Below are 26,155 nucleotides of genomic sequence, written 5' to 3'. Positions count from 1 at the left end.
CCCAGGCGCTGGACCGCAAGCCGCCGAAGCCCGGTCGGCCCGTGCGGTCCGCGAACGTCGAGTACACGTACCGGGCGCCGCATGACGCGTGGGGGCGCAGCGGCTACAGCATGGTCAGCAACGCGTTCCTCTCCGACGTCCTGGCCGTGCTGATCGCCCGGTACGGGATGTCGCCCGTCCAGTCGGCGGTCCTGCTGTTCTGCATGGGCCGCCAGGTCGAGGGGCGCTTGAAGATCACGCACATCAAGGTCGCCCGGCACCTCGGAGTCGAGCGCGCGAACGTCACCCGGGCGCTGGGCAGCCTGGAGAACTGGCACATGCTCCAGCGCCGCGCCAATTCGCTGATCGTGGTCAACCCGCTGATCTGCTTCAAGGGCAACGGCGACCTCCAGCAGGAGGCCCTGGAGCAGCTGCGCCAGGACGCCAGGGCCGCGCTCCGGAAGCACTTCCCGGAGATGCGGGAAGATGTAGTCGCGCTGGAGAAGGCGGCGAGCGAGAGCTTCCCGGAGTTCACGGCCCCGGCCGCGCCGGCCCCGCGCACGCGGCAGCTGGCGTTCGGCGACAACGACGTGGAGGAGCAGGCATGCTGATCCAAGCTCACCTCGGGTACGCCCAGCTGCACCGCCTGGAGCTCTCCAAGGCCGACTACGACCTGCTGAGCGCGATGACCGAGGTCCAGCGCCCCGGCGGCGAAGTGAACGCCTCACAGGCCGAACTGCGGGCGCGCGTGGGGCTCAGCAAGAACCGCACGTCGATCGCGATGAGCCACCTGGTCGAGCGGAACGTCGTGCTGCGGCCCGAGGGCCGCTACCGCAGCTACTTCATCCACCCGTACTTCGCCGGGTACGCCTCCCAGGAGGAGATGGAGGATGCGCTGCGCGAGGCGACCGAGGCCATCAAGGCCGGCGCCCTGGCCGCCCCGGCTCCCCCCGCCCCGCAGCGCCATCTGTCCGCCGTGCCCGCACGTCGCAGCGCTTAACCGGCCGCCCGGCCGCCCGGCCGCCCGCCCGGCCGGGTGACACGACATCAGCGGCGCCGCACCCCTTCGCCGGGGCGCAGCGCCGCTCTCGTGTACGAGGGGTTACGGGCGCCGCTGTCCGTACCGGAGGGAGACGTCCAGCAGAGCGGTGGGCGGCCGTCGGCGGTAATTCGCATAGCGGCCGTCGCCCGGCCGGTCCAGCCCTTCGCGCTTGTTGCAGGGATGGCACAGGAACCCGCGAGCGATGCCGGACTTGTGGTCGTGGTCCAGGACCAAGGAGTCGGAGCGAGTCCCACCACGTTGCCCGGGGCGCCCGCATATGGCGCACCGGGACTGCTGCCAGTCGAACAGGAAGGTCACGGCATCCACGAACCGTCCTGCCTCCGGCACAGGCCAGAACCAGCAGACAGGTGGGAGCTGAAACAGCCACCGATCGACCAACGGCTGAGCCCACCGAAGGAGCAGTTCCACGGCCTGAAGTTCGTCAGTAGACAGGTGGCGCAGGCAAGCCGGCACTCCTTCCAGAGTCCCGTTGCGACAGGAGTAGCCACGAATCCCGCGGCACCAGTTTGTGCGATAGCGATCAACGAGCCTCTTGGCCATGAGGACCCGCTCGATCAATGCGGGCGTCATGTTCGAAGCGGTGCCGGCGGCGTGCAGCTGTAGCTCGGCGTCCGTGAAGGTCGCCATGGGCGAAGGAATGATCACCCAGAAATCGTGCGCCCGGCCTGTCGGTGGGCGGTAGAGGGCCTAGCGGGCCGGGCCGAAGACCGCCATGCAGCAGACGGACGGCCGTTTGCTGCACGGTCTCGCTGCCTTCTGGCAGCACGGGCCTGCTACCTGAGCAGCGCCCTTGCGGCGCCTGGGGACGGCTTTCGGAATGTCATCGCTCTCCGGCACCCCGGACCACCGGCAGGAGCACCTCATGCAGCGGACACAGCAGCGCCCCCGTCGACGGTCCGGGGCGCTGCTGCACATGCTGCTCAGGCTTCGACGTACGCCACGATCGTGATCGACCCCAGAGCTGTCACGTAGAAAATCACCCGCACGCCGTCGATCTCGTCCGCGTAGTCGCGCAGCAGGGTGCCGGGCACCTCGGTGCCGAGCTCCGGGTTGACGCTGATGGCGACGATCGCGCGGTCCAGGCGGTGGGTCTCGGACGCGGTGAGCTTGGCGAGCTGGGTGAGCGCGGGCTCCACCATGACGACCTGGGAGCGGCGCGCGCCGTGCTCAGGCGACACGGGGCTGTTCGTCCGCGAGGTTGGCGAGGTGGGCGTCGCGGGCGGTCTCCCACGGCACGCCGGACTCCGCGGCCGGGTAGCCGTTGGCGGCGATGTCTTCCAGGACTGAGGCGAGGACGTCGGTCTTGGCGCGCTCCGCGGCCGCGTACGCGAGGACCGATTCGGCGGCGTGCTCATCGAGGGGCTGGCGGGCGGGCGCGGGGGCCGGCTGCTGGCTCATCCGGGGCTCCTGGGCGGGTTGCTGGCGTGTCTGTTCACGGTAGCGCCGGGGCGGGGCGCTCCGGGACGGTACGGACGAAACCCGGTGCCGGGCGGCGGCGGCCGGTGGGGAGGACCCTGGAGGTATGCGCACCAAGGACGTCCGGGTGGGCGAGACCTACCGCTGCGAGGTGCCGTTCGCTCTGCCGTATCGCCGGTACCGGCCGGAGACGATGGGCGACTCCTGGTGGCCGCTGAGCTGGCTGCGCGGGACGTACTTCCCGCTGTCCGTGGTAGATGTGGACACCGCCGCCCGGACCGCGCACGGCCTGGTGATGAGGGCGAGCACCCGGGTCACGGTGGAGCTCACCGAGGACCAGGCGCAGGAGGCCGGCCTCCCGCCCGGGGGCGGCTATCGGGTCTCCGGGATGCTCCTGGACGGCGAGGGCGAGCCCGTAGAACTGCCCCGGATCGGCACCCTGACCGTGCCGCTGCGCTGGCTGCACCCGGTGGATACGCCCGTCTCCACCAGCCACCACGACGCCTCGGTCCGGCAGATCCCCTGACCCACCCCGCACGGAGCGTGATCACCTCCAGAGGAGTTGTCACGCTGTCGCGCCTGTCACGCGGAAACGGCCCAGAGCGGGGTTTCCAGGCCGTTTCCGCGCCGGAATGCCCGAATTGATGCGCTTCCGGGCGGGGGCTGTCACGCGGTCTTCCGGCAACGTGACAACCGACGTGACAGGGGGCGTGACAACCGATTGTCACCTTCCGTGAGCGTGACAGTCGGGTACGGCACCCGGGTGTCCGCCCTCGCCGGCGGCCCGGGTCAGTCCAGGTCGGCGCTGGCCAGGGTGACCGCGAGCGCGATGTGGGGCACCGCGTGCAGGCAGAGTTCCGCAGCCGCGCTCGGGTCGGACGCGGTGCGCACCTCCTGCAACATCAGGAGACCGATCAGCACTGCAGAGTCGACCGCGTCGTCCAGGACCTCGTCCTCGGTGAACTCGCCGCTGGCCACCAGCTCCTGGACCAGGGCGACGGCCTCCTGCGGATCGTGTCGCCAGCGAGCGGCGACGTCCTCACCGGCGCTCGCCAGCTCCATGGCCGCGGCCTGCCCGTGCGGGCCGAGCGGGCCGTCCGGCTCGAAGACCTCACCGGCCGCCGCCAGGGCGCACCGCGCGGCGAAGGTCCGCCCGGCCGCCGCCCGCTCTCGCGCCACGGCGGCCGGCCACCGGGCGTCGTCCTCGGCTCGGGCCATGTCCAGCAGCGGGGCGGCGCTGAGGCTGACCTGGAGGCACGGCAGGAGGTCCACTTCCACGCCCTCCTGGCCGGGCGGGGCGGCGGCGATCGGCCGGTAGACCGTGCCCGCCGCTTCGGCGCAGGCGCCGATCAGCTGGGTCAGGGCGGCGATCAGCCGCGCGTTGCGGCGCCGGCGGGCGGGGAGGTCCAGGTCCGGTGTCGTGGTCACCCCGGCACTATGCCGTGCCCGGGACGGCCATGGTCCCGGGCACGGGTGCCGGTGATCAGTTCGAGAGCGGCGGCCAGACGTGGGGTTCGCGGCACTGCCCGCAGACGACGCACCCGCCGCAGCCCTCGCACCACTGCTTCGGCAGGCGTGGGCATTCGCAGATCGGGTTGTAGTCGGGGTCGTCGTCGCCGGGGTAGAGGCTCTCGCCGAAGGGCGGCTCGGTCCAGGCGATGACCGAGCCGTCGGCGAGCAGATCCTCGTAGTGGTGGCCGATCTCGCTGTGCTCGCTCCAGGTGGCCACCACCACCTCGTCCGCCGCGCTCACGCCGTGCCGCCCTTCACCGCGGCCTCGGTCTCCAGCCACGCGGCGAGCGCGGTCGTGGCGGCCGGGTCGGCCTGGGCGAGGCGCCCGGCGAACTCGAGGTCGCCGTCGACCGGGGCGCCGGTGCGGGCGAGGGCGGCGAGCAGCGCGGCGTGGGCGCGCACCGGAACGGGCAGGGAGCCGACGGCGGCCGCGCGGGCGGCGGGGTCGGCGTAGTGGCCGGACTGGTCGGCGAGGGCGCGGGCGAGCCAGGCGTCGACCTCCGCGATGCGGTAGTCGCGGTTCTCGTCCAGGAGGTCGCGGGCGGCTTCGTCCCCGGCCCGGCTCGGCACGCTGCGATCGAGTCGGCCGGCCCCGCCCAGCTGGGCGAGTTCTTCGGCCCGGTCGGCGAGCTGCTGCTGCTCCTGGCGGCGTTGCTGCTCGGCTTCCTCGCGGCGGCGGTCTTCGGCGAGCTCCTCCTGGACGACGACGTCGGTGTCCGGGTCGTACGGGCCGCCGGTCGCGGTGAGCAGCTGCACGACGCGCTGCCACTCCGCGAGCTCCGCAGCGCGTCGGCCGCCGTCGTCGAAGGCGGATTCGTCGCGGCGGTCCAGGTGCGCATGCTGCTCCGCGGCTTCGAGCCCGGCCGCCGCCTCGCTGTGCGTCATGCCCCGCGCGCGGCGGCGTACCGAGGACCGGCCGATCTTCGCGTAGTCGATCGGCGTGCTTGCGGCGCCGGCGCGGCCGCGGGCCTCGGGGACACGGCGCGGCCGCCACCCGTCGGACGTGTTCATCAGGACTCGCTTTCACCTCGGATACCGGAAATGATGGACCGCTCGGAAATACGCTTGGGCGGGCCGGTCCCACAGGTCTACAGCACGCTCGTATTCCGCGCTGCTAAAACGCTATGTCCAGCCGCTGTACGTCCGTGAAGTTCACCTTCAGGTTCGCTCGTCCTCCACCACCTTGACGGAAATAGGCGTCCGCTATGGCCTCAGCGACGGCATCGTGCAGTGCTGCGTCCGTCGCACCATCCTCCTGCGCGGCGAGGATGAGGGCAGCGTGGGAGGGCGAAACGGCGATGCTGAGGTCCCGCACCCGGCCGTCGTCCGAGGACCCGTTCGCGGTGAAGCCGAGGGTGGCCCGGAAGCTGATGACGAGCCCTCCCGAGGTACTCGCGTGCTGCCTCGCCTGTGCTTTGACCTGCGGTTGCCACTCCGACTCGGTCTCTTGGACCAACGCCTCCCGGAGGCGCCTGTTCGGCTTGCTGGAGGCGCCCGAGAGGTAGCGCTGCACCGTCTTGCGGGAGACGCCCAGACGGGCCGCCAGGCTCTTGGTGGAGCCCCTCTCCCGCGTGCGAAGGAATTTCATCTGCGCTCGCGCGGATTTCGGCGCGGGCCGGGTGAACAGGGTGCGCTCCACGCGGGCGAGGCCCTCCATGAACCTGGCGCGCGTGTTGGCCGCCTGCGCTGCCTTCTCTGCCTTCTCTTCTTCGGTCACGGGGGTAGCTCACCGCCGCAGCCCTGTGGACAGAGACCAGCGCCCGGCGGACCGCTGGGTCGCGGCCGGGTCTGCCTACCGTGGACGGCATGACGACGACGCCCTCGGACAGCCCGGCCGCCCCCGTGCCGGTGGTGGTGGTCCTGCCGGACGGCCAGGAGGTCACCGCCCGGCTGTGGGCCCGGCGCGAGACGCCGCGCGGCTGGCTGTACCAGGTGGGGCTGCCTGCGTACCAAAACCGAGGACGGCGACGTCCAGGCCGCGGAGTACCGGGTGTGGGTGCGCGCCCCCGAGCACGTCCGGCCGGTTGACGGTGTCTCCGACGACGCCTTGCCCACCGTGCGCCTGCCGCCGCCGTCGGCGGTCCGCGAGGCGCTGGCCCCGCCGGCCCTCGGGCTGGGTATTGCAGAAGACGGGCGGCGGCCGCGGGCCCGGCCCCGCCGTGCTGCCCGCCGTCGACTGCGAAGAGGCCCCGCAGGGCGCGCTGCTGCCCCGGGAGCGGGCGCTGGACGTTGCGGAGCAGCCCGGCACCCGCCTGTGCTCCCTGAGTGACCGCGAGGCCGAAGCGCGTGTGCTCTCGTTACAGAGGGCTCAAGGCACCTCAGAGACTCGGCCTCCCGGCGCGGTCCCACACAACTCCGCTGACGTTTTCGCTCGGCAGGACAGTGCCGTGCGAGGTGGCCCAGGCCGGAGGGCGCGGCCCGGGCCACCCCTACTCAGCGGCTCTGGATCCACCAGGTGATCCAGGCCAGGGACGCGGCCCCTGCCGCCGAGGCCAGACCGCGTACGGCACTGAACATCGCTGCTCGGCCGAGTCGCCGAACGGTGCTGTTCTTGTCCTGCTTCATGGGTACCTCCTGAAGTCTTGCCCGGCCCGTTGCCGAGGCACAGGAGAGAGACTCCGGAGAAGCCAACTGCCCGTCCGGAAAGGCGGGCAGAGGGGCAGAAACGCTCTAGTGTGCTGGTCAGACGCCATGCCCGCAGTGCCCGCAGCGGGCACGGGGAGGCCCGGGCAGCAGCGAGGAGGCCGTCATCGTCGCCACAGGGGACGCCCGCAGGCTGTACGACGAGTTGCGTGCACTGAGGGAGCGAGCCAAGAGTCGTAGGCGGCCGTTCTCGCAGCGCGAGATCGAAAAGGCGCTCGGACGGCCGCCCTACTCAGTCCCGTTTCACGGTCAAAAACTCAGTAGGTGGCTTCACGACGACGCGGAAAAGGCCCAGGTTCCTCACGACGCTGATGTGGTGTGGGCGCTGGTGCGGTTGTGGTGCGACTGGGCCGGAGAAGCGCAGCCGGACGAGCGTCACTGGCGCAACCTCGTCGAGCGGGCTCAGCCAGTTCGGGCTCTGCCGTCCGGGCAGAGACCTGTGGGGCGGCCGATAGCCGAGTACGTCGACCAGCTAGTCCTTGACGACTTGGAGGTCCATCCCTGCATCGAAGTCGGCGAAGGGACCCAGCCCAGTCCGCTCTCGGCCTACGTAAAACGTGAGCACGACGCACGGCTGTGCGCGGTAGTCGATGCTGCCAGGACCGGGGAGAGCGGCATTGTGCTGCTCGTCGGCGGATCCTCCACGGGTAAGTCGCGGTCCTGTTGGGAAGCAGTAAAGACCTTGCCGGACGGATGGCGGTTGTGGCATCCGATTGAGCCGGAACCCCCTACTGCCCTAACCGGGCACCTGGAGCAGGTGGCGCCGAAGACCGTGGTGTGGCTGAACGAAGCCCAGCACTACCTACTCAACCAGGACCACAGCGCGCAGGTCGCCTCCGGCCTCCGTGAGCTGCTGAACGATGCGGGGCGGGCCCCGGTACTGGTCTTGGGAACTATGTGGCGCGAGCAATGGGACGCACTCACCGCCATTCCCGCCTCCGGGATCGGGCCGGACCCGTACGCGCAGGCCCGCCAACTGGTCAAGAACAAGAGCATCGCCGTGCCCGACGTCTTCACTGCTGATGAACTGAAGGCCGCGCAGGCGCCGGCCCTCGGAGACCCCCGTCTGTCCGAGGCTCTGCAGCGTGCGGAGCAGGGACAGATCACCCAGTACCTGGCCAGCGCACCGGCCCTGATCGAGCGGTACAGCACCGCACCTCCGGGGGCAAAGGCACTCATAGAGGCCGCCATGGATGCCCTCCGCATCGGCCACGGCCGCGCCCTCCCCCTGGCCCTTCTGGAAGCCGCAGCTGAGGGCTATCTCACTGACATCCAGTGCGACCTACGCGAAAATGACTGGCTCAAGCAAGCACTCGCCTATACGACCCGTCCCCTGCGCGGCGCCCGCGGCCCACTCACGCTCATCCGCCCTCGGCGCGCCCAACCCGCACCCGCCATGCCCTCCTACCGGCTCGCCGACTACCTTGAGCAACACGGCCGCAGCCAAAGACGCTTTACCCGTTCCCCCGCACCCCTATGGGAAGCCCTCCTCGGTCACGTCGCCCCTACGAGCCTTGGGGTTCTCGGGTCAGCCGCCGAGGACCGGGGACTCCTCTACGTTGCTTCCCGCTTCTATATCGCCGCTGCCGATAAGGGCGACGCTACTGGAATGAGAAACCTAGCTGGCCTTTTGGAACAGGCGGGCCGATCCAAGGAAGCCATCTACTGGTGGCAGCGGGCAACCGACGGCGATCACACCGGCGCAATCGCGGAGCACGTGGCTTCGATGCTGGAGAAGGAAAAGCTCACCGCGGAGGCACTTAACTGGTGGCAACGCGCAGCCGACGCTGGCAGTTCCTTCGCCCTGGACCGGTCCGGTCAACTGCTGGAGGAGCTAGGGCACATCGAGGGGGCCATCCGCTGGTGGCAGCACGCAGCCGACATCACCATCGGCGACGATGCAATGAGCAGCGCGTACGTCGGGCAAGGGGCTCGACTCCTGGCGAAAACGGGCCGAGTAGAGGAAGCCATGGACCAGTGGATCCGTGCCTTTCAGACCAACCACTTCATGGGCATGCTGACGGGTGTGCCCGATGAATTGGTTGCAACAGGCCGTGATGAGGAAGCGCTGAACTGGTTGCGCCCCCGCTCGGAGGCCGGAGACGCCAACGCCCTGGAGGCCCTGCGCCAACTGCAGGACGCCAGTGATCGCGCCTCCAGAAACGTGCTGCATGAGTCGGTGGAGGAAGACCAAACCAAGGACACGATCCGCCCAGGGCAGGCCACCGACATGGCCGACGAACTCTCCGCCGCGAGGCAGGCAGCCGAGCGACTGCTAGAGGAAGGCAGTGTTACCGAGGAAGCCATCGGCAAACTCCACCGTGCTGGCATCGCTGGCAACAGCCGTGCCTTGGAGTTGGGTAGCGCCGTGCTCTGGGTGTCAGGCAAGACGGACGAAGCCATCCGCTGGTGGCAGCACGCGGCTGAGCAGCGCGATACCCCTGGTACCTCCTACACATCTTCCGCCCACTACGCCGCGAGGTACGCAGCCAAACTCATGGATGAGGCGGGTCGCACCGAGGAGGCCATCCGCTGGCTGCAGAACCGTGCCGAGACCGGGGACGCCAACGCAGCGAAGGAGGCAACCCGAATGCTGGTACAAGCTGGCCACGCCACGCGTGCCCTCTACTGGCTGGAAGGATGCGCTGCGGCCGGCCAACGCTACGCGCTCGCCATGTCGGTTCAATTGCTGGCAGACGTAGGCCACGTCGACGAAAGCAGGCAACTGAAGCTGTACGGCTGGGAGCCCGACGGTTCCATTGCAAAGCCCTGGGAAGCCAGGTCCAAGATCGATTGATCGGCACTCTGAGTTGTTGCAGGCCAGCGCCGACCGAAGAGCAGTGATGACCTGCGTCAGCCTGTTCATGGTGGCATGAGTCAACAACAGGCGAAGGAAGGGACATAACGCAGGAGCTGGACCCCGTGCTGCGCGGCTTCGACCACATCGATGGCGGCTGATCTCCACCCGTGCGGGTGACGCGCCCTGGTGGGCGCCGGCACCGGGCCGCTACGTTCCCCTGGACTTGATGATCGAGGGGAGGACCAAAGGGATGAACGAGCGCCGCGCGTTTCGGGAGCTGCGGGTCTTGATGTGGGTGGTCATCGCGATCGAGGTACCGGTGTACCTGGTGTGGCTGGTCCAGGTCGGCTACCTGACCGGGCAGGAGCTGCCCCGCGGCGACATCGGGCGGTGGGCGCCGCCGGTGCTGCTGCCGCCGGCGGCCGTGCTGTTCTGCGTGATGGCGGGCTGGACCTGGTGGCTGAGCGTGGTGGCCGGCACCCGGTCGGCGCTGCGGGAGCGATGGATCGTCCTCTCGCTGGTGTTCGTCGTCGCCTTCTCGGTGTTCTGCGGGGTGGCCTCGGTCGACGACCCGTCGCTTTCGGTGGGCCTGCTGAGCGCCGCCGTGACCGGGCTCGGCATGACGGGCCTGTTCTTCATCCCTGCCGCCGCCTCCCGCGAGCTGCCCGACGTCATCCGCCGGCGCTCCCGTCGCACATCCGGCGAACCGTCCTGACGCTGCCCGCCCCACACGAACTGGAGCGTCAGCCCCTCATCCACCGATGCCGCGCCATGCCTCGGACTCCTCGTCCTCGCTCAGCTCGCAGCCCTCCGGGTACGCGGCGTCCGCGCGCTCCCGGGCGGTCTGAGCGATGGCACGGACCTCGCGCTTGAGCCGGGTGAGCAGGGCGAGCGCCGGTTCATGGGTGATCGGGTCGACGATGTCGCGGGTTCGGGCCGTGTCCCAGTCAACAACTCGCAGTGCGGTCTCCACCAGGAGATGCGCTTCTTCGACGGCGAAGCCCGTGGTGTCGTCACCGTCGGCGGCCGCCGCGATCAGGCGGTTGCGGATCACCCGGGCGTTCTCCCAACCGCGCCAGACGCCGTCCTGCTGGTCTGCGACGGTGCCGCGGCCAACCTTCTGGGACAGCGGTGGGAAGGCGAGCACCAACTCGGCGGCGGCGCGCCAGTCCATAGCTCGCGCCTGCACCAGGGCCTCGGCGACGATGCGGGCCCGCAGGCGCTCTGCCCCCCACTGCCGCCATTGCGCGTCGCGCTCCTGGCTGACGCAGTCCGGGCACAGTGGCGGCCCGTACCGGGCTGGCGGCTTCCACGAGCGGCTGGTGCGCAGCAGCTCCGTGCCGCAGTCGGCGCACAGGATCCCTGACGGCGCCGGGCCGATCGCGGCGAGCATCTCGTGGAGGTTGAGGCCGGCGGCTTCTGCGAGGGGGCGTCCGTGGATGCCTGGCTGCTGCCAGTACAGGTGCCTGAGCACGCCGATCAGCTCGGGGGCGTGGACGGCATCCACCTCGGCATGCAGTCGCTCCACCTGCTCCAGCACGGCCTGGCGGGTGCGGTCCTGCCGCTGCTCGGCTTCCGCGAGGGCGGCTTCGGCTTGGGTGAAGTCGCGGACGGACCTCTCGATGCCGCTCAGAATCTCGTGCAGGCTCTCCTCGTTCATGCCCGAGAGCCTATGTACCCGGTCAACTGTCTCGTCCGGGGGCCCGTGACGACTCGTGGGCCGTCGGCCTTGGACATGTCAACGCGTGAAGCCCGTCCCCCACGGATATGCGGATGAGGCCCGGCACCGGCGTAGCAGCGCAGGGTCGGGCCTCTTGGGCAACGGGAGGGTGCGGGTTGTGCGTCAGGTGCGCAACGGCCCGGACGACGGGCCCGGCGCGCGGTCAGCCTGTGGGAATGGACAAGTTGATCGAGTTGGCCAGCACGCTCGTCTCGGGGGCCTTCATTGCCGTCCTCGCGGCGTGGCTGACCAACCGCTCCCGCAACCGCCAGGAGCAGCAGGCTGAGATCGGTGCCCTGCGGGTGCAGGCGGATGCGATGACGGTGGCCGTGATGGAACTGCAGAGTGCGGCCACCACCAACCGGCTGCTGTGGGAGGGACCGGCCGAGCGCGGCCGGACCTTCCTGCTGGCCGTGCTCGCCTTCACCGGCGGTGCCGCCCGCGCCCGGGGCGCCGGCGGCACCGACGTCCTGAGCGGGCTTGTGGGCTTCGGGCGCGCGGCCGAACTGCTGAGCCGGGAGCGGGTGGCGAGCAAGCAGACCGTGGCCGCCGTGCGCGAGCCGCTCACCCGGGCCGCCACCGCCGCTGCCCCGCTCATGCGCTCCTCCGACCCGGCCGTCGTCACCGCCACGGAGCAGCTGCTGAACGCCCTGTCGGACGTGGAGAACACCGCGCGCCTGGAGGCCGCGCTGGAGGCGTTCGGCCGGGCCGTCAATGCCGCCACCGCGCCGCAGCAGTCCTGGTGGATACGGCGACGCGGTGGCCGGGCTGGGTGACCTTTGCCGGCGGTGAGGGCCCGCGCTCAGCTACAGGCCCGTGACGCTGTCAGCGTCGCGTTTCCCACCACAGGATCAGCAGCGTCACGGCGCCACTACCCAGCTTGTAGGCGACGCCCTGCAGGAAGTGACGCTGAACACCGTGTCCACGGCCTCCACTCCATTTCCGCAGGTGAGCGCTGATGGACGAGCGCCATCTGTCCACACGGCGTGGGTGTTTCGGATCTGAATTCGCGCTAGGCTCGGTCATGCGGTTCCTTGCGTGAGCGTGCGTTTAGGGACACCGCGAGAGGAGCCCTCCCAACTCAGGGGCCTGGGAAACCCGTTGGGGTGCAGGGCTCCTTTCGCGTTCTGCGGAGTCTATCGGCGAGAAGCTGATCGGTGTAGTTGCTCATGCGGGAATGCGCGCACCAGACAACACACTGCCTACACTCTGCCTACCTTTTCGCGCACCAGCGATACATCCATGCCGGAAAAACCGCAGCTCACGGGAGTGGGTGTGATCCCGGTCACCATCGAGCAGTGAAGCGGTATTCACCGGTCTTCCCCCCCTGTGAGAAAAGCAGGAAAACGCGGGCCGCAATGCACTCCAAGGCAATCCATTTCATTTCATTTCCTTGCGTCGCGATGAAATGAAATGAAATGGATGACAGAGGGTTACGGCTGAAGTGCGGAACTTGAGGGCGCCTCGGGAGCCGAGGGCCTCACGGTCTGCTGCTCGGAGGAATGCGAAACGCCTCGTCCCCGGCTGTGCCTGAGCGCTTCACCTGGCGAGGTGAGCGAATCTTTGGCACCCGTGCGAGTGGCGGATCGCCGCGGGAGCCTTGGCGAGGCCGAGGTGCCGGTACGGTGCAGTGCAGGAGCCGAGACAGCCATCCCGGGATCGTTGTCCGTGCCACCCCGATGCCACGCGGAGGGTAATCAATATCCGCGGTACAGAACGGCCCCCACGCGAGTGGGGGCCGTTCTGCTCGACTCGCCAGATCAGGTGCGAACTCGCTACCTCAAGCACTCAGTCACAGCCGGCAGCCCGGCGCTCCTGCGGGAGCCGGTCTACAGCTCGATGTCGAGCCGTTCCACGTCGGTGAACTCCACGCCCAGGCCGTGGGCCCTGCTGTTGTTGGCGCGGAAGTACATCTGGGCCAGGCCGTCGGCGGCGATCTGCCGGAGCTGCTGCTCGTTGGCGCCCTGCTCGCGTGCGCTGAACAACTGGTCGGCGAACTGCGGCGGCAGGGCCTGGGTGATATCCCGGATTCGGGCGTCGTCGGTCGAACCTGCGGCAGCTTCGAACCCGAAGCGGGCACGGGTGGAAACGACCAGGCCGTCTGTGGTCGCCGCCTTCTTCCTCGCCTTCGCGCGGACCTGCGGCTGCCACCGCTTCTTGACCTCGCGCTCCAGGCGGCCGCGCAGTTCCTGGCGGGGCCGCTTGAGCTTGCCAGTCACGTACCGCTCCACGGTGCGCTGGGTGATCCCGAGGGCCTGGGCGGCGGCCTTGGTGCCCTTGAGCTGCTTGACGAGGTACTTCATCTGCGCCTGGGCGCTCTTGGGGGCGGGGCGGGTGAACGCCTTCTCCAGTGCGCGGTCCAGGCTGTCCCCGAGCGAGTCCACCACGGCCTACTCCCCTTCTCCGGCTGTCGGGTCGGCGGTCTTGATGAGGTTGGAGATGTTGAAGACGCCGCCGCGCTCCTCGAACTGCTGCTCCGCCCACAGGACGGTCTGGGTGCCCTGGTGCTTGACCATCCCGGGCGAAACACCGAGCCGGAAGCCGCCGGGCACCGGCTTGCCCTCGGGCGTGGTCGGCAGGACGTCCAGCGGGGACGGCCCGGGCGAGGGGTAGACGATCGCGTCGGTGCCGATCGCGACCGGGTACAGGTCGGCGGCGGCCGCCGTCTTCATCAGCTTGCGGTGCAGGCCAACCCGCTGGTTGGCGAGCACGGCGGCCCGGATGTCCGGGCGCCAGTTCACCCGCTCCAACGCCGGGTACGGCTCGTAGTACGGCACCTGCCCCCGCGAGCGCTGGCGCAGCTTGCCGATCGCGCCCTTCGCCGTCGCCTTGATCGCGGTCTCCAACAGTGCCATCGCTGGGTCGACCTGCTTGCGCCGCGCCATCGCCTCGAGGAACTCGGTCCCGGTGAGGTCGGTGGTGACACCCATGTCGGCCATCGTGGCGACGTAGGCGTCGCGCAGCCGCTTGTACCAGGAGTCGAGGTAGCGGCCGGTCTGGGTGCGGACGTATGCCTCGATCGGTGCGACGTCGAAGCCGAGCTCCACCGCGTACTGCACGGTGGGCGTGGCGTACCAGGCCGGGCCCTCGGGGGTGTCGCCCTTCGGCGTGAACGGGCTCGGGAGCCGGGAGCCGTCAACGGTGCGGCCGTTGACCCGGGCGCGGGACAGGTCGACGTGGGAGAGGTCGACCAGCCACGAGCCGGGCAGCGCCGGGTCGAACTTGGGGTTGCCGGTCAGGTGGGTTGGCCCGTTCAACCCGACGACCAGGCCGTTCGCGGCGGCGGCGAAGGACATGTTGAGGTCGACGACGACCAGGTAGGGGTTGGCGCACTCCTCATCGGTGAGCGGCCGGCACCAGTCGTAGGGCTCCTCCATCAGCATCTCTGCCGGGGTGCGCATGTGGTGCCGGGCGAACTTGCCCTTCAGGATCGGGTGCTCGTCGGGGACCTCGCAGTCCACCACCTTGTAGAGGGCGGTGATCGCGTCGTCGTTAAAGGCCCGCTCGAAGTCGCCGGTCGCCGGGTTCTTCTCTGCGCGGGTCGGCGGGCGCAGCGCGGTCATGAGCTCCAGGCCGGTCGTCGCCGTGCTGCCGCGCGGGGTCATCACCCGGGCTGCGTACAGACCGAGGTACTGGACCAGGTCGGCCGGGTGCATCGTCAGCAGCAGTTCCGGGTCGTCCTTGCGCCCCCACTCGCGGACGTCCAAGGCGTGCCAGGGCAGGATGCACAGCTGGACGCAGCGCCGCCGGGAGCCTTCGGGGTCGCGGTAGAGCCGGGCCCATGGGCCGAAGCCGCGCTGGGTCATCTGGAGGCCCGCGCGCTCGATCTGCTTGACCACCTTGTGGCCGGCCGGGAGCCGGCCAGCGTGCCGCTCCTCCTCCGACAGTGCGGTGGGCAGGCCGAAGCGTTCCAGGGCGGCTGCGGTGAGGACGAGGATCGGGTCGGCGTCGCGGCCGTTGCGGTGCAGGCGGGCCTGACCGAGCCGGGCTTCGGTCAGCGTCCAGTCGACCAGCGCGGGGATCGTCTTGGCGGGCACGTCCAGGACGAGGCCGCCGATGCAGTACGCCGACACCTGCCCGTCGGCGTCGACGTCGATGACCGCGAGCGGGCCGTTCTCGAAGCGCGGGTCGACGTCAGCGGTCGCGGCCGCCATGGTCTTCTTCGCCACCGTCTTCTTCGCACCCGGGCGCCGCGACGACGCGGCGGGCGCCGGGCGTACGGCGGCAGCCGGGGCCGGTGCCGCCGGTGCTTCGGCCGCCGGGGCGGGAACGGGAGCGGGGCCGGTGAACGCCTCCGGAACCACCGGCACCGGGGGTGCGGCGGGCGCGTCGGCGACCGGGGCGGGGAAGCGGGCGGTGAGACCCTCCAGCAGCCGAGCGTACGCGGCACGCTTCGGCGGCCGCGGCTCGGTCTTGCCGGTCTCCCAGTTCCCCACCGCCTCCCGGCGGGCATCCAGCGCCGTGGCGATCTGCGCCTGACTCAGCCCCGCCGCCTCCCGCAGACGCTTGCGCTCCGCAGGGACCGGCAGGTCGTCCTGCGCGACTTGCTCCAGCAGCGCATCGACAGCGCTGAACAGCTCGTTCTCAGTGGACACAGAGGTCACCTCCAATAGACAGCCTACTCGATCGCGCTTTCGTTCGCGCATTTAATCGCGCATGAATCGCGCATGTAGCGGTAGCGGGACGTGGAGCGGGTGTTCTTCGCGGAGCAAGGCGGGACGGCCGACTCGGAGCTGGCTCAGCGTCTGACCTGGGAGGTGGTCGGCGGCGCAGAGCTGAACCCGCACGACTACTGGTGGCACTGGGCGGTAGTCGACGATCTACTGCCCCCGCATGGTCGAGGACACATGCAGCCTGAAGTTCCGCCAGTGGATCCGGCGGCTCCGTCACTGCGGTGTGTGCATAGAACGCCCTACCGCACGAGCTTGTTGACCAGCAGCTTGACGGCGGGCGAGAGTCCCCGGCCGCTGCCAGCACCCGCCGGATCCACCCGGCTGCCGCTTCCTCCGGTTCCAGCAACCAGCACGCTGCGTTCTACGGTTCGATCCCGTCGAAACGGGCCGCAAGCAACGCGATGTCGTCGTCCCGGTCGCCCAGGCCGAGCATGTCGAGCACGTCGTCGCAGAGCCTCTCCAGAGGCGGCGCGTGGTCGGGTCCACTCGGGCGGCTGACCTCGGCTATGCGCTGCCGCAGATTCCCAATTCCGGTCCATACGTCCCGCATGCGGGACTCGACCAGACCGTCTGTGTAGAGAATCAGCGTGGCTCCGGGAGGCGCGTCAAACTCGACGGTGCTGAAGTCGACCCCGCCGACACCGATCGGCGCTCCTGGCGGAACCCTAAGAACCTCTGCCCGACCGCCGAGGTGCAGCAGAATCGGAGGTGGGTGGCCTGCGTTGGCAATCTTGATCCGATGGGCAACTGGGTCGTACACCGCGTACATGCAGGTCGCCATCCGGTCGGGCCCCAGGCGTTGTGCCTCAATGTCGAGCCGCCTGAGAACCTCGTCCGGCGGCAGGTTCAGCCCGGACAGGGCATGCACCAAAGTCCCTAGTTGGCCCATGATCGCGGCGGAGGTCACGGAATGGCCCATCACATCGCCGACCACCAGCGCCACCTGGCTGCCAGGCAGTGGGACCACGTCGTACCAGTCGCCGCCGACCCGTGCCGTTTCGGCGGCCGGAAGATAGCGGAAAGCGATCTTGGCACCGACGGGTTGAGGCAGCGAATCTGGCAGCATCGCACGCTGCAGCTCACCGGCGAGGTAAGCCTCCCGGCCGTACAGGACAGCTTTGTCGATGCTGAGCGCTGTATGTGTGGCGAGTTGAGCTGAGACGAGCAGGTCCTGCGGATCGAAGGCCGGCCGGTCAGGGGCGCGTAGGAAGACAGCAACGCCGATGACGCGGCGCCGCCCCCGCAGTGGGGCCAGGATCGTTCGGCGCGATCCTGGCACATTGTGCTCGGGTCCGCATAGCTCCCGCATTGCAGCAGAGGCTCCGGGGGCCTCGCCAAAGACCGGCCGCACCTGGCGCAGCACATCGGCGAGGTCCCCGCCAGCACGCACCTCGCAGAGTTCGGCCGCCGGCGTCGGACTCAAGTCGAGGGCGAGCGCCAGTCCCTCACCCTCCATGTCATTCAATCGCAGCTGGTCGGTGCGGCGCAGGCGCAGTACGAACGGCACGGTCGGCCGCTCGTCGCCCACCGGAAGCGGCTCACGGAGATAGACCAGGATGGTGTCCGCGAACGTCGGTACGCTCGCGCGGCACAGCCCGAGCACGATCTCGTCGAGGTCGATCCCGCGCGAGATTCGACGCGTTGCGGCCCCAATGAACCGGACGCGGTCACCTTCCCTCCGGACCGCAAGTTCTGTACCGGAGCCGGGGGTATTTGGGCTGGTGGGAGAGTTATCTGAGGTTGTCCCGAACAACATCTCGTCGTCGTTTCGTACCGTGGGTACGTCCCTTACGACTTGCCCCGGGACGACTCCCCCTCGCTTTTCTGCTTCTTCGACCAGCCACCACTCGTCGTCCTCGGCGGCTTCTGAAGGCACCTGGCTCTTTTGGCCGGCATTCCGCCACCCCACGTCCTCGGCAGCTTCTTGCACCGCCTCGTGTTCTCGGTCGAGGACGTCGCGGGCCTTCTGGAGGGCCATGTCAACTTGGTCAAGAGCATCATCATCCGCAGCAGTTCCGGCTGGCCCAGGGAGTGTGACCTCCGCCCCGCTCTGAGCCGGGACACCGCGCTCCGCACCGGGCCTGAGGTCGCGAAGCTCCCTCTCGAGTTGGCTGATCTGACGGGCAGCGAGATCCGCGACTTGCTGTGCTTTGTCGCGTTCCTCCTCAGCTCGTGCCAGTTGGAGGCGAAGGTCCTCGGTCTGCTTCTGGGCACGGTCGAGGCGGCCCTCGGTCCGTGCCTCGTCGACAGGACGAGGGCTGTCGGCTGCGCGGAGAGCATCGAGCTGCCTCGTGAGCTGAACTACCTGAGCCTGCGTCTGGCCGAGCAGCGCGAAGAGGACTGTGGCCACTTGCAAGGCCTGCAGCCGGGCCTGCTCACTGACCTCGTACGCCTGCCGCACACGGTTGAGCTCCTCCAATGCGCGGATCGTGTGCTTCTGCGCCTCGACGAGGTTGTACGTCGGATCGGCATGAGCCTCGGTGGGTGAGATGTTCGCCGCGTCCCACAACCGCCGAACCTGGTCGAGCCGGTGAGCTGTCTCCTGCACCGTCTCTGCCGGAAAGCAAATGTCTGCGACGGCCTCGGCGAGTTCCCACGTCAGACCCACGCCGTTGAGCTGCTCGCGTAACCGCCAGACCGGAGGGACGGACCGCGGAGCTCCGTCGAAGTGCTCCGGTGTAAGAAGGCGGTGCAGCTTTGCCACCGACACGTTGGACGCATCAAGCCAACCACGCAGGATGTGAACGACCTCGTTGATCTCCTGGGATGCCCCGCGAGCCTCCGCCCACGGCCGCCCGGGCCGCCTTGCTGCTCCCACGTCGTCCCCCTCCTGATCGGGTTGTTGGCCAAACAACCCCACGTTGTGCCGCGAACAACATCCAACCGGTTCATCCGCGCAGGTGGGGGGTGGATCGTCATTTCAGTGCGGTTCGACGGCGTACCGCTACACGAAGTGAATCTTGGAGGAGAGCCTTGAACGTCACCCACACCCTGATGGCGCTGATGGGTATCGGCCTGGCGGTGGTCTGCTCGTTCTTCGTGGCAGGCGTAGCGTTCGCTGTCGCCCGCTGGGGCGGGAGCCCGGTACCGGAATCTGTTTCCACCTCGGGGAAGGCGTTCGCGACGGCGTTGATGGTGATCAGTGCTGTGCTCGCGTTGGTACTCGGGGTCTTCAAGTAGGGCGGACCTCAGCGCAACCCGGTCCGTTGCCGGCCTGACACCGGGACGACGGCGAAGGCTAGTCGACAAGGTCCTGGCGGCTGACAATTTGGTGCCGCGGCCGCGAGGCCCTCCAGCAGCCGGGCATACGCGGCGCGCTTCGTGTCCGAGGTCACCCGCCTCTGGGTGTGCCGAGCGCAGCAAGCGGCGGGGGCGGTGGTGGCACCGCCCCACCCCGCACGCCTCCGACTGGCAGCCCCGCGCACCTTCCCGCCGACGATGCTCTCGTGCTCGGAAATCTGCCGACCTCATGCGTTTCTTCAGTCAACTCACGCCACATAAGGCTTTGCCAGCCACAAGACGCCGTTGCAAATCCTTCATCACTCCCCGTACCTTCGGTGATTCGTCCATCCGGGGGAGTATCGTGACATCCGATCCACACGAGGAGTACAGAAACAAGTTCGCTGAATTCAGCCTCAAAGAAGCGGACCTGAGGGCGGCTAAGGCGCTTCAGAGGATTGGCTGGCTAATCCTGCTGGGTTCGTTAACTCTGACGGGGGTGCTCGGATACACCGTCTTTGTTGGCCTATGGAAATCCAATGACGGAATCGCCAGATGGATTTCGTTGGCTATTGTCAATATCTTATGGATTGCGTGCTCATACTGGCTGTTCAGCAATCATAAAAACCTTGCCGCAAAAGCGAGTGCCTTTCGTGATGCGCTGCAGAAGCGCCAGACGGCGGCCGCTCAGCTCCCCCTTGACACGACCTCGGGTCTGCGTGTCTATCGCGAGGCCTCGCTTGATGTCATCACCTCCTACCGGGCGCAGGCGAGCCGCAACAGACGCGTACACAACATGTTCCAGCTGCTCATCATCACCGGGTCAATTGTGGTGTCCACTCTCACGGCGATGAACGAGGGATCCAACACGGTTTTATCGATCTTTACTTCATCCTTGAGCGCCCTGGTCGGAATCTCTGCCGGAGTAACCGGCTACTTCAAGTTCCGGGAGCGCGGCACTACCTCACAGTCGACAGCAGATGACATTGAGAAGAATTACAATGCCAGCGCGTTCCAACTCGGTGACTATGAAAGACTGGAGGAGACCCCTCGGCTTATCCAGTACGCGGCAACGGTCGAAAGGATCAAAGAAGAACAGCGTAAGCGTGAAATCCAGCTGGAGCAGAGTGCCTCACGCGAAGAGCGCTCGGCGCAATGAGGAGCGGCGAAGAAGATGTCAATCGCTCCCGGGAGCGGGCTGTATCGCTGACGACAATCCGCTGGCTGCTGGCACCGCGCTGGCAGTGGCGTGCCCGCCGGTTGCGGGCCGTTCACGGGCTCTCTCTGTCCGACGAATCTGCTTGGTGCCTGATCGCCCTTGCCGCCGACGTGGCCAACCTGCCCTACGTGCGGCGGCGCACCCGTCCTGTGCCCGGCGCAGCGCCGGGGGTGATGGTCGATGTGTGGGCGCAGCTCCACCCGGCGGAACAGCGGAGGCGCCGGGCTTGGCTGACCCGGCACAGTCGGACCCCGTTACACCTGCTGGGAGTCCCGGAGGAACTGATCGAGCTGGCGGGCTTGCATGTGATCGAGTGGGCGCTCCCGCCGGACGTGCCATCGATCTCGCTGGTTGTCCAGCACCGATCCCGGCCTAGGCGAAGCGACTGACCAGCGAGGTGATGGATACGGCGCGATGCGTCGTTGTCCGCGCCTTGGGCTGTTGAATGATGTGGAGGTCCGCAGCTGATCGGCGTCGTGAAGGAGACATACACGGCCTCGCTGGGCGAGGGGGTCGTGCCGCGCCCCCTGATGATGCCGCTGGTGCGCGGCGACTTGGTCGGGCTGGTCTGGGTCCGCCCGCTCAAGGTCGGCCAGGACGCACTCGCCGGGATCGTGAAGCTCGCGAGCTCTGCTTGATCATCCTGGTGCGGGTCACCTGGCCAGGTGACCCGCACCAGGATCGTTCAGCCCGACTCTTCGCTCTGGAGTCAGATCTGCTGCCGGAGTACGTAGAAGCCGAGACCGATGATGCCGGCGCCGGTGGCATAGGCGGCGCCGCGCAGGGCGCTGGAGAGCAGGGCGGTACGGCGGCGGGCGATCCAGCGGACACTGCGGCGGATCATGGAGGGCTGCTGGGTGGTGCGGTGGATTGTCGGGGTCTGGTCCGCGGTGCGGGTGCGGCGGCTAGTCTGCATGGCAGGTGCTCCGTTCTTCGGGGTGCTGATGTGTGGTCCGGCGGGGGCTGGGCGGCCTAGGAACCTTCGGCCCCGCGCCGGACTTCTGCGTTTCAGGGCGGCCGGCGAGTTCGTGGATGCGGTCGGCCAGGCGGGCGTCGGGGCGGCAGACCAGGCCGTCGTCGGTGTGACGGTCGGCCAGGTGGTCGACGTCCGCTTCGAGTCCGCCCGTCAGGACCGCTCTGCTGGCGTTGCGGCGGGCGGAGTCGTTGGTGAAGTGCTCCAGTGCCTTGAGGAATGCCTGCGGGTCGACTTCGCGGTCCTTGGCCGCGTCCGGGCAGAACAGCGTGGTCACCTGCCGCTTCCAGAACTTCGCTTCGCCCTCGTCGCCGAGGGCGAGGTGGTCGAGGTAGAGGCAGTACGCCGCGCCGCTGGATCCGGCACCGGCGGCGAAGCGCCACCAGAAGCGGGCGCTTTCGGGGTGGTGGGCGAGGTAGAGCATGCAGGCGAAGACCTGGACGCCGTCGATGTCGACGCCGGTGGTCCAGCCGTCGAACTGCGCGATGGTGTCGTCGCCGCCGAGCAGCGCGGTCAATTCCTCCATGTGGGCGGCCGCTCCGGCCTGGGTGACCACGACGCGGGCCATGACCCCGAGCCGGCGCAGGGCGCTGGGGTGGCCGCCGACGGGGACCGGGCCGGGGGACGGGAGGTGGGCGGTGTCGTGGGCGATGCGGCGCAGGCCGGCGCCGACGTCGAAGGCGCGGCGGGGCTCGCGGACGGAGGTGTCGGCGTCGGCGAAGAGCTGTTCCCAGGTGTCGCTCACTGGATGTCCTTCTTCTTGATCGGCCGCGTGGCGCGGCGATGGGTGGGGGCGAGGCGTTCCTGGGCCTTGCGGATGTGGTGGGTGACGGTGCTGGGGGTGAGGCCCATGTACCAGGCGATCTTCTTGGTTTCGAGCCGGCCGATGAAGCGCAGGACGACGACGTCGAACTGGCGCGGGGGAAGTTTGGTGAGGGCCGGGTACAGGCCGATGCCGCTGTCGCGTTCGGCCACTTCCTCGCGGAAGCCGCCGATCAGTTCGTCGATGATGGCGCGGCGCAGGATCAGCCAGGTCTGGGCCTGCAGATCCGGTTCGGCGAGCAGGGTGTCCCAGCGGGTGCGGATTGCCACGTAGGCGTTGTGGACGGCCTTCTCCGCCCGGTCGTTGGTCTTCAGGATGTACAGCGCGAAGTCGTGGAACGCCTTCTGGTTGGTGAGGTAGTGGGCCTCGAACTCCACGGGGAACTGGAGCGGGGCCTCCGCGGCCACAGGCACGCGGCCGTCCTCACGCACGTCGTCGGTCATGGGGTGTCTTCGGTCCTCTTCGTTGAGGTCTGATGGAGCGAGCGGCTCCCGAAGCACCGCTCGGGTTTACCCAATCGGACCAATTGGCCGAACACGCATGCGCAGCCGCGCGAATTTCACGCGGAGCGCTCGCCCAGGTGCTCAAAGTGATCAAATGAGGCGGTTGAGGCTCCCCTGACCTGCATGGATGGTCACTCAAGGGCGCGCCGCGCATGCGCAGCGTGATCGAGGTCACACGGCGGACACTCCGGCGCACAAGCGATTTCCTGCCACCTTCGAGTGAATCTCGCCAACTCCGGCTGCATGCAACCGAGTTCGTCTCCGACGTATCACCTAGCCGTACGGCGCACTCACGACAGCTCCTGGAGGGTCTCGCGCCTGCGCCACTCCTTGCCGAGCCGGTGCAGTTTGCGTCGGGCCCGCTCTCCTTGAGCCTCGTCCTGCTGCACCAGGTCCGATGCCTTGGGCCACGTCATGGGGTGGTTCTCCGACCAGGCCCGGACCAGAGCCTGTTCCTGCTCGTCGAGCCGGCCCGCCACGTAGCGCACCGGAGCGGTCTCGAACTGCTGAGCCCAGGGAATGAGGCGGGGGATTACCAGATCCTCGGGCCCGGGCACGGTGTCCGGCTGCTCCCAGCCCTCCGGGATGTATCCGATCGGGACACCGCGGATCTCGTGATCGCGTTCAAAGTCGCAGCCCTGGCGGGCGTACCGGATCAAGACCCTGCGCACCGACTGATCGTCGGTGAGGTCGGCCTCCTGCTCCCACGAACGTTCGAACATTGCCACAGCCAGGGCCTGACAGTGGTCCTCCAGCACTGGCCACAGACGCAGGCAGCGGCGCAGGAAGTCCTTCATCGGCTCCGGGTCGCCCTTCATATACGCGTCGAACGCGTAGCGAGCCTCAGCAAGGACGGACGGCCTCAGCCACTTCGCCCAGTCGGCGACAGACCGAACTCCAGCGAAGAGGTCGGCCATATGGCCACCGATGAAATCCGCCATCGACGGCAGGGTGCGCAGGGCCTCCTGCACGATCCGCGGCACTCCCACCTGGATGGCAAAGCACGGTGCGAGCGTCTCCGTCACCTTCGCCAGACTGGGCAGCGGGGAAAGCAGAGCCGGGAGACCTTCGAACACCGGAGCCAGGCCGAGGTTCGATTGACGAACAAGTTCACCGAAACCGACCAGCGGCTGAAAGGCGTCAGCCATCGACGACAGGCGAGCGACCGGTCCCACCGCGCTCGCCAGGCTACTGACCTGCGGCTCGACCACGGACAGGATCGCCCTGGTCGGGTTGAGTCCGTCCAGTAGTCCCAGCGTGCTCACGACAGAGGGCAGCACGGAGTTCACGGTCTCGGACAGCGAAGGGAACTGGGGCCGCACGTCGGCCAGCACCGACAACGCGGCATTGCGCGTCCCCAGTCCCTCCAGCAGCGACTGGCCGACCATCTCTGCGATGTTGGGGAGTCGGGGGACTGCCACCTCAATGCCAGCGAGGGCCGGAGCAAGGCCGAAGGCCGCCTGCGCGGTGAACTCACTGAGCATGGCGCTCAGACCGACCCACGGTTTGAAGGAGTCGCTGACGCTAGACCAGAAGGCGGCCGTGTCCACGACGTCAGCCAGGCCGCCCGAGTGCAGGACGACATCGTCAAGCAGCGGGAAGGCATCATGATTCTGGCCGGGCCCGTCCATCGGCGCCGCAGGCCTGGCGTCGCTCAGCTCGTCGAGCGGCACGCTCCCGAGCGCGCCGCACTCTTCCGCTGGGGAAACGGGCAGCGGTTCTGTTACCTCGGACGGCGCTGCAGCAATCCGCTGAGCGGCATCCTCGGGTGCCGAGTCCGGCGTTGAAGCCGCAGGCATCTTGGGCCTCCCTTGTTGCTTGGGTAAGTCTGTTCACCTACCTGCGGCGGGAGAGAGCTGATCCGACACTCATTCTCCCAACACCTTCTGTGATTCACGTCACACGACACTGTTCGGCGGCACTCCGCCTGTCAGCAGCCCAGCATCTGCCGCCTGAAGGGCTGGCCGATCATCGCCCTGACACCGCATCACTCCGCGTGGCAGGGTCGCCTGTGAGCACCACGAGTCGAGATACGGGGGCCTCCGTGGACGCACGGATGTGGAACGGTCTAATCGGCGTCGCGACGGAGACGTACACCGCGTCGCTGGGCGAGGGGGTCGTGCCGCGCCCGCTGATGATGCCGCTGGTACGCAATGAGCTGGTCGGACTGATCTGGGCCCGCCCGCTCAAGGTCGGCCAGGACGCGCTCGCCGGGATCGCGGAGCTCGGGAACATCGCCGCGGCGGCGGGCGCGGACGAGGTCGTCCTCACCTGGGAGACACACGATGTCGCCACCGCGTGCGAGCTGCCGATCGCCAGCCCGGCGCCGTGCCTGAACATGGTGCTCGCCACCCCGGCCGGGCACATGCTGCACCACTTCCCCTACACCGAGCAGCTCGTGTCCCGCAGCCCCGAGGGCTGGGCATCGGTCGCCCCCGATTGGAGGCCGGCCCCCACACCGCAGCCCGACGGCGAACTGGTGCCACCCATCCAGGCCGCGGTGAACTTCTCCTTCACCCCCATCGAGCTGGACCATCCCGACCCGTTCGGCGTCACCGTCGTGCTGATGGAAGAGGACGGCTACCGCATCAGCCTGACCGAAGCGTTCGCCCGCTGATCCCGTGGCACGGAACCTCGATGACGACGCCCCCCGTCGGATGCGGGCCGCAGAAGAACGGATCTCACAAGCCATGACCGAGAGCATTCGTGAACAAGAGTCGGGCAGTGAGCCAGCGCCAGACGGAGAGCCTGAAGAGCAATCGCGTTGGGAATTGGCCATGCGGGAAGCCGAGGGTCTCGACGTTTACCGGGATCTCGCGAAGGCGGAGCGACGACTTGCCCGCGCGCGATCGGTCGCCCGGGTTCGTACGGTTGTTCTGTCGGTGGCCGCTTTTTCGCTCCTGGCCAGCATGGGTTGGACGGCCTGGACCTGGGCGACGCCCTCCCGTTTCATCGGGCCCGACATCGTGTGCGCCATCCTCATCGCACTGTGCCTGGGAGGGGTCAAAGCCGACAGGCGACGGCGAGGCTCCCTAGAGAGCACGGCCGAGCTGGAGGATCGGCTCGACATCACGCGGGGATCAGCGCGCATCGTGAGTGCCCTGCGCGGAACTTCGCTTGACCTTCAGCGGGGTCTTTACCGCGAAGATGCCGCTGACGTCATTGAGCAGCACCGGGCAGACAGCCGGAAGTATCGGCGCGTCCACAACACGCTGCAGAACTTCATCATGATCGGCTCCGCAGCGACGACGACTGTGGCCGCGTTAGACACCGGAGGGAAGCTGACCTGGCAGAACGTGACGATCGTCGCCATCGGCTTTGCCGTGACGCTGTCGGCTGCGTTCATCGGCTACTACAAATACCGCGAGCGCAGCTACTTCCTGCTGCAGACCGCCGACTCCATCGAGGAGGAGGTCAATGCCTTCACCCTCGGTATTGGGCCCTACAGCGACTACGACCAGGACCAGCGGTCCCAGGCCCTGAAACTGTTCACCCAACGCGTCGAGGATCACCGTAACGAGCAGCGGCGCCGCCAGCAGCAACTCGACCAGCCCGCCGACCAGGCCCTCCCCTCCAGCCAGCCGCCGGCATGAGAGAGGCACCCGCTGAGTC

Annotated in this window: 26 protein-coding genes and 2 pseudogenes; 12 read left to right on the top strand and 16 right to left on the bottom strand. The window is 68.4% G+C overall.

What is annotated here, in order from left to right; translation table 11 throughout:
• On the top strand, positions 1-590 hold a 590-nt coding region (locus NEH16_RS33555), incomplete at its 5' end, for a replication/maintenance protein RepL (protein WP_265547012.1).
• The gene (locus tag NEH16_RS33550; RefSeq protein WP_161268789.1) at positions 584-979 is read left to right on the top strand and encodes a hypothetical protein; all 396 of its coding nucleotides are present in this window, start codon (positions 584-586) and stop codon (positions 977-979) included. The genes NEH16_RS33555 and NEH16_RS33550, both read left to right, overlap by 7 nt.
• A gap of 102 nt (positions 980-1,081) precedes the next feature.
• Here the strand turns inward: NEH16_RS33550 and NEH16_RS33545 are convergent, their stop codons facing one another.
• From NEH16_RS33545 to NEH16_RS33535, 3 genes are all read right to left on the bottom strand, one after another.
• Positions 1,082-1,687, bottom strand: a complete 606-nt coding sequence (locus NEH16_RS33545) for an endonuclease domain-containing protein (RefSeq protein WP_265547009.1) — start codon at positions 1,685-1,687, stop codon at positions 1,082-1,084.
• Between the two features lie 275 nt (positions 1,688-1,962).
• Positions 1,963-2,220 (bottom strand): hypothetical protein, encoded by a 258-nt coding sequence (locus NEH16_RS33540; RefSeq protein WP_265547007.1) that lies wholly within the window; start codon positions 2,218-2,220, stop codon positions 1,963-1,965.
• Positions 2,210-2,440: a hypothetical protein gene (locus tag NEH16_RS33535; protein ID WP_265547006.1), complete on the bottom strand. Its 231-nt coding sequence runs from the start codon at positions 2,438-2,440 to the stop codon at positions 2,210-2,212. The genes NEH16_RS33540 and NEH16_RS33535 overlap by 11 nt, the downstream gene beginning before the upstream one ends.
• Before the next feature lie 124 nt (positions 2,441-2,564).
• Here NEH16_RS33535 and NEH16_RS33530 point away from each other — a divergent pair, with 124 nt between their 5' ends.
• Positions 2,565-2,984 (top strand): hypothetical protein, encoded by a 420-nt coding sequence (locus NEH16_RS33530; protein WP_265547005.1) that lies wholly within the window; start codon positions 2,565-2,567, stop codon positions 2,982-2,984.
• 263 nt (positions 2,985-3,247) lie between these two features.
• Here NEH16_RS33530 and NEH16_RS33525 read toward each other — a convergent pair whose 3' ends face one another.
• The 4 genes from NEH16_RS33525 to tpg (NEH16_RS33510) all read right to left on the bottom strand — a co-directional run bounded on the left by NEH16_RS33525 (position 3,248) and on the right by tpg (NEH16_RS33510) (position 5,687).
• Positions 3,248-3,886 carry a hypothetical protein gene (locus NEH16_RS33525; protein WP_265547004.1) on the bottom strand — a complete coding sequence of 213 codons (639 nt, stop codon included), beginning with the start codon at positions 3,884-3,886 and terminating at the stop codon, positions 3,248-3,250.
• 55 nt (positions 3,887-3,941) lie between these two features.
• Positions 3,942-4,211: a hypothetical protein gene (locus NEH16_RS33520; protein WP_265547002.1), complete on the bottom strand. Its 270-nt coding sequence runs from the start codon at positions 4,209-4,211 to the stop codon at positions 3,942-3,944.
• The gene (locus NEH16_RS33515; RefSeq protein WP_265547000.1) at positions 4,208-4,981 is read right to left on the bottom strand and encodes a hypothetical protein; all 774 of its coding nucleotides are present in this window, start codon (positions 4,979-4,981) and stop codon (positions 4,208-4,210) included. The genes NEH16_RS33520 and NEH16_RS33515 overlap by 4 nt, the downstream gene beginning before the upstream one ends.
• Before the next feature lie 103 nt (positions 4,982-5,084).
• Positions 5,085-5,687, bottom strand: coding sequence for a telomere-protecting terminal protein Tpg (gene tpg / locus NEH16_RS33510; protein ID WP_265546998.1), 603 nt, complete (start codon positions 5,685-5,687; stop codon positions 5,085-5,087).
• Between the two features lie 89 nt (positions 5,688-5,776).
• Between tpg (NEH16_RS33510) and NEH16_RS33505 the strand changes: the two are divergent.
• A pseudogene (locus tag NEH16_RS33505) lies at positions 5,777-6,252 on the top strand (DUF6233 domain-containing protein); the annotation flags it as partial.
• 151 nt (positions 6,253-6,403) lie between these two features.
• Here the strand turns inward: NEH16_RS33505 and NEH16_RS33500 are convergent.
• A complete protein-coding gene (locus NEH16_RS33500; RefSeq protein WP_265546996.1) occupies positions 6,404-6,535 on the bottom strand; it encodes a hypothetical protein in 132 nt (43 codons plus the stop codon).
• A gap of 391 nt (positions 6,536-6,926) precedes the next feature.
• Between NEH16_RS33500 and NEH16_RS33495 the strand changes: the two genes are divergently transcribed.
• Both NEH16_RS33495 and NEH16_RS33490 read left to right on the top strand, forming a co-directional pair.
• Positions 6,927-9,410, top strand: coding sequence for a hypothetical protein (locus NEH16_RS33495; RefSeq protein ID WP_265546994.1), 2,484 nt, complete (start codon positions 6,927-6,929; stop codon positions 9,408-9,410).
• A gap of 253 nt (positions 9,411-9,663) precedes the next feature.
• Positions 9,664-10,128, top strand: a complete 465-nt coding sequence (locus tag NEH16_RS33490) for a hypothetical protein (RefSeq protein ID WP_265546992.1) — start codon at positions 9,664-9,666, stop codon at positions 10,126-10,128.
• 36 nt (positions 10,129-10,164) lie between these two features.
• Here NEH16_RS33490 and NEH16_RS33485 read toward each other — a convergent pair whose 3' ends face one another.
• Positions 10,165-11,073 carry a hypothetical protein gene (locus NEH16_RS33485; protein ID WP_265546990.1) on the bottom strand — a complete coding sequence of 303 codons (909 nt, stop codon included), beginning with the start codon at positions 11,071-11,073 and terminating at the stop codon, positions 10,165-10,167.
• Between the two features lie 236 nt (positions 11,074-11,309).
• Here NEH16_RS33485 and NEH16_RS33480 point away from each other — a divergent pair, with 236 nt between their 5' ends.
• Positions 11,310-11,909 carry a hypothetical protein gene (locus NEH16_RS33480; protein ID WP_265546988.1) on the top strand — a complete coding sequence of 200 codons (600 nt, stop codon included), beginning with the start codon at positions 11,310-11,312 and terminating at the stop codon, positions 11,907-11,909.
• Between the two features lie 1,053 nt (positions 11,910-12,962).
• Here the strand turns inward: NEH16_RS33480 and tpg (NEH16_RS33475) are convergent.
• The 3 genes and pseudogenes from tpg (NEH16_RS33475) to NEH16_RS33465 form a co-directional block, all read right to left on the bottom strand.
• A complete protein-coding gene (tpg, locus tag NEH16_RS33475; RefSeq protein ID WP_265547493.1) occupies positions 12,963-13,517 on the bottom strand; it encodes a telomere-protecting terminal protein Tpg in 555 nt (184 codons plus the stop codon).
• A gap of 6 nt (positions 13,518-13,523) precedes the next feature.
• Positions 13,524-15,728: a telomere-associated protein Tap gene (gene tap, locus NEH16_RS33470; protein WP_265546986.1), complete on the bottom strand. Its 2,205-nt coding sequence runs from the start codon at positions 15,726-15,728 to the stop codon at positions 13,524-13,526.
• 367 nt (positions 15,729-16,095) lie between these two features.
• Positions 16,096-17,784 (bottom strand): annotated as a pseudogene (locus tag NEH16_RS33465) (PP2C family protein-serine/threonine phosphatase); the annotation flags it as partial.
• Positions 17,785-18,779: 995 nt separating this feature from the next.
• On the opposite strand from NEH16_RS33465, the gene NEH16_RS33460 reads away from it, so the two are divergent.
• The 3 genes from NEH16_RS33460 (at position 18,780) to NEH16_RS33450 (ending at position 20,882) form a co-directional block, all read left to right on the top strand.
• A complete protein-coding gene (locus NEH16_RS33460; RefSeq protein ID WP_265546985.1) occupies positions 18,780-18,986 on the top strand; it encodes a hypothetical protein in 207 nt (68 codons plus the stop codon).
• A gap of 403 nt (positions 18,987-19,389) precedes the next feature.
• On the top strand, positions 19,390-20,184 hold the full coding sequence (locus tag NEH16_RS33455; protein ID WP_265546983.1) for a DUF4231 domain-containing protein: 795 nt from the start codon (positions 19,390-19,392) through the stop codon (positions 20,182-20,184).
• 536 nt (positions 20,185-20,720) lie between these two features.
• Complete coding sequence (locus tag NEH16_RS33450) at positions 20,721-20,882, top strand: hypothetical protein (RefSeq protein WP_265546982.1); 162 nt, start codon at positions 20,721-20,723, stop codon at positions 20,880-20,882.
• A gap of 71 nt (positions 20,883-20,953) precedes the next feature.
• On the opposite strand, the gene NEH16_RS33445 is transcribed toward NEH16_RS33450, so the two are convergent.
• The 4 genes from NEH16_RS33445 to NEH16_RS33430 all read right to left on the bottom strand — a co-directional run bounded on the left by NEH16_RS33445 (position 20,954) and on the right by NEH16_RS33430 (position 24,216).
• On the bottom strand, positions 20,954-21,160 hold the full coding sequence (locus NEH16_RS33445) for a hypothetical protein (protein ID WP_265546981.1): 207 nt from the start codon (positions 21,158-21,160) through the stop codon (positions 20,954-20,956).
• Positions 21,150-21,962, bottom strand: coding sequence for a hypothetical protein (locus tag NEH16_RS33440; protein WP_265546980.1), 813 nt, complete (start codon positions 21,960-21,962; stop codon positions 21,150-21,152). The genes NEH16_RS33445 and NEH16_RS33440 overlap by 11 nt, the downstream gene beginning before the upstream one ends.
• Positions 21,959-22,483, bottom strand: a complete 525-nt coding sequence (locus NEH16_RS33435; RefSeq protein ID WP_265546979.1) for an RNA polymerase sigma factor — start codon at positions 22,481-22,483, stop codon at positions 21,959-21,961. Before NEH16_RS33435 ends, NEH16_RS33440 begins: the two co-directional genes overlap by 4 nt.
• Positions 22,484-22,833: 350 nt before the next feature.
• Positions 22,834-24,216: a hypothetical protein gene (locus NEH16_RS33430; protein WP_265546978.1), complete on the bottom strand. Its 1,383-nt coding sequence runs from the start codon at positions 24,214-24,216 to the stop codon at positions 22,834-22,836.
• A 383-nt stretch (positions 24,217-24,599) separates the two neighbouring features.
• Between NEH16_RS33430 and NEH16_RS33425 the strand changes: the two genes are divergently transcribed.
• Together NEH16_RS33425 and NEH16_RS33420 are read left to right on the top strand one after the other, a co-directional pair.
• A complete protein-coding gene (locus tag NEH16_RS33425; protein WP_265547492.1) occupies positions 24,600-25,160 on the top strand; it encodes a hypothetical protein in 561 nt (186 codons plus the stop codon).
• 73 nt (positions 25,161-25,233) lie between these two features.
• Positions 25,234-26,136, top strand: a complete 903-nt coding sequence (locus tag NEH16_RS33420; RefSeq protein ID WP_265546977.1) for a DUF4231 domain-containing protein — start codon at positions 25,234-25,236, stop codon at positions 26,134-26,136.
• Positions 26,137-26,155 lie beyond the last annotated feature (19 nt).

The sequence above is a fragment of the Streptomyces drozdowiczii genome, from assembly GCF_026167665.1.
In the GTDB taxonomy this organism is placed as follows: domain Bacteria; phylum Actinomycetota; class Actinomycetes; order Streptomycetales; family Streptomycetaceae; genus Streptomyces; species Streptomyces drozdowiczii_A.
The sequence above is the reverse complement of the archived record's forward strand: the minus strand, read 5'-3'. Positions and strand labels throughout refer to the sequence as shown.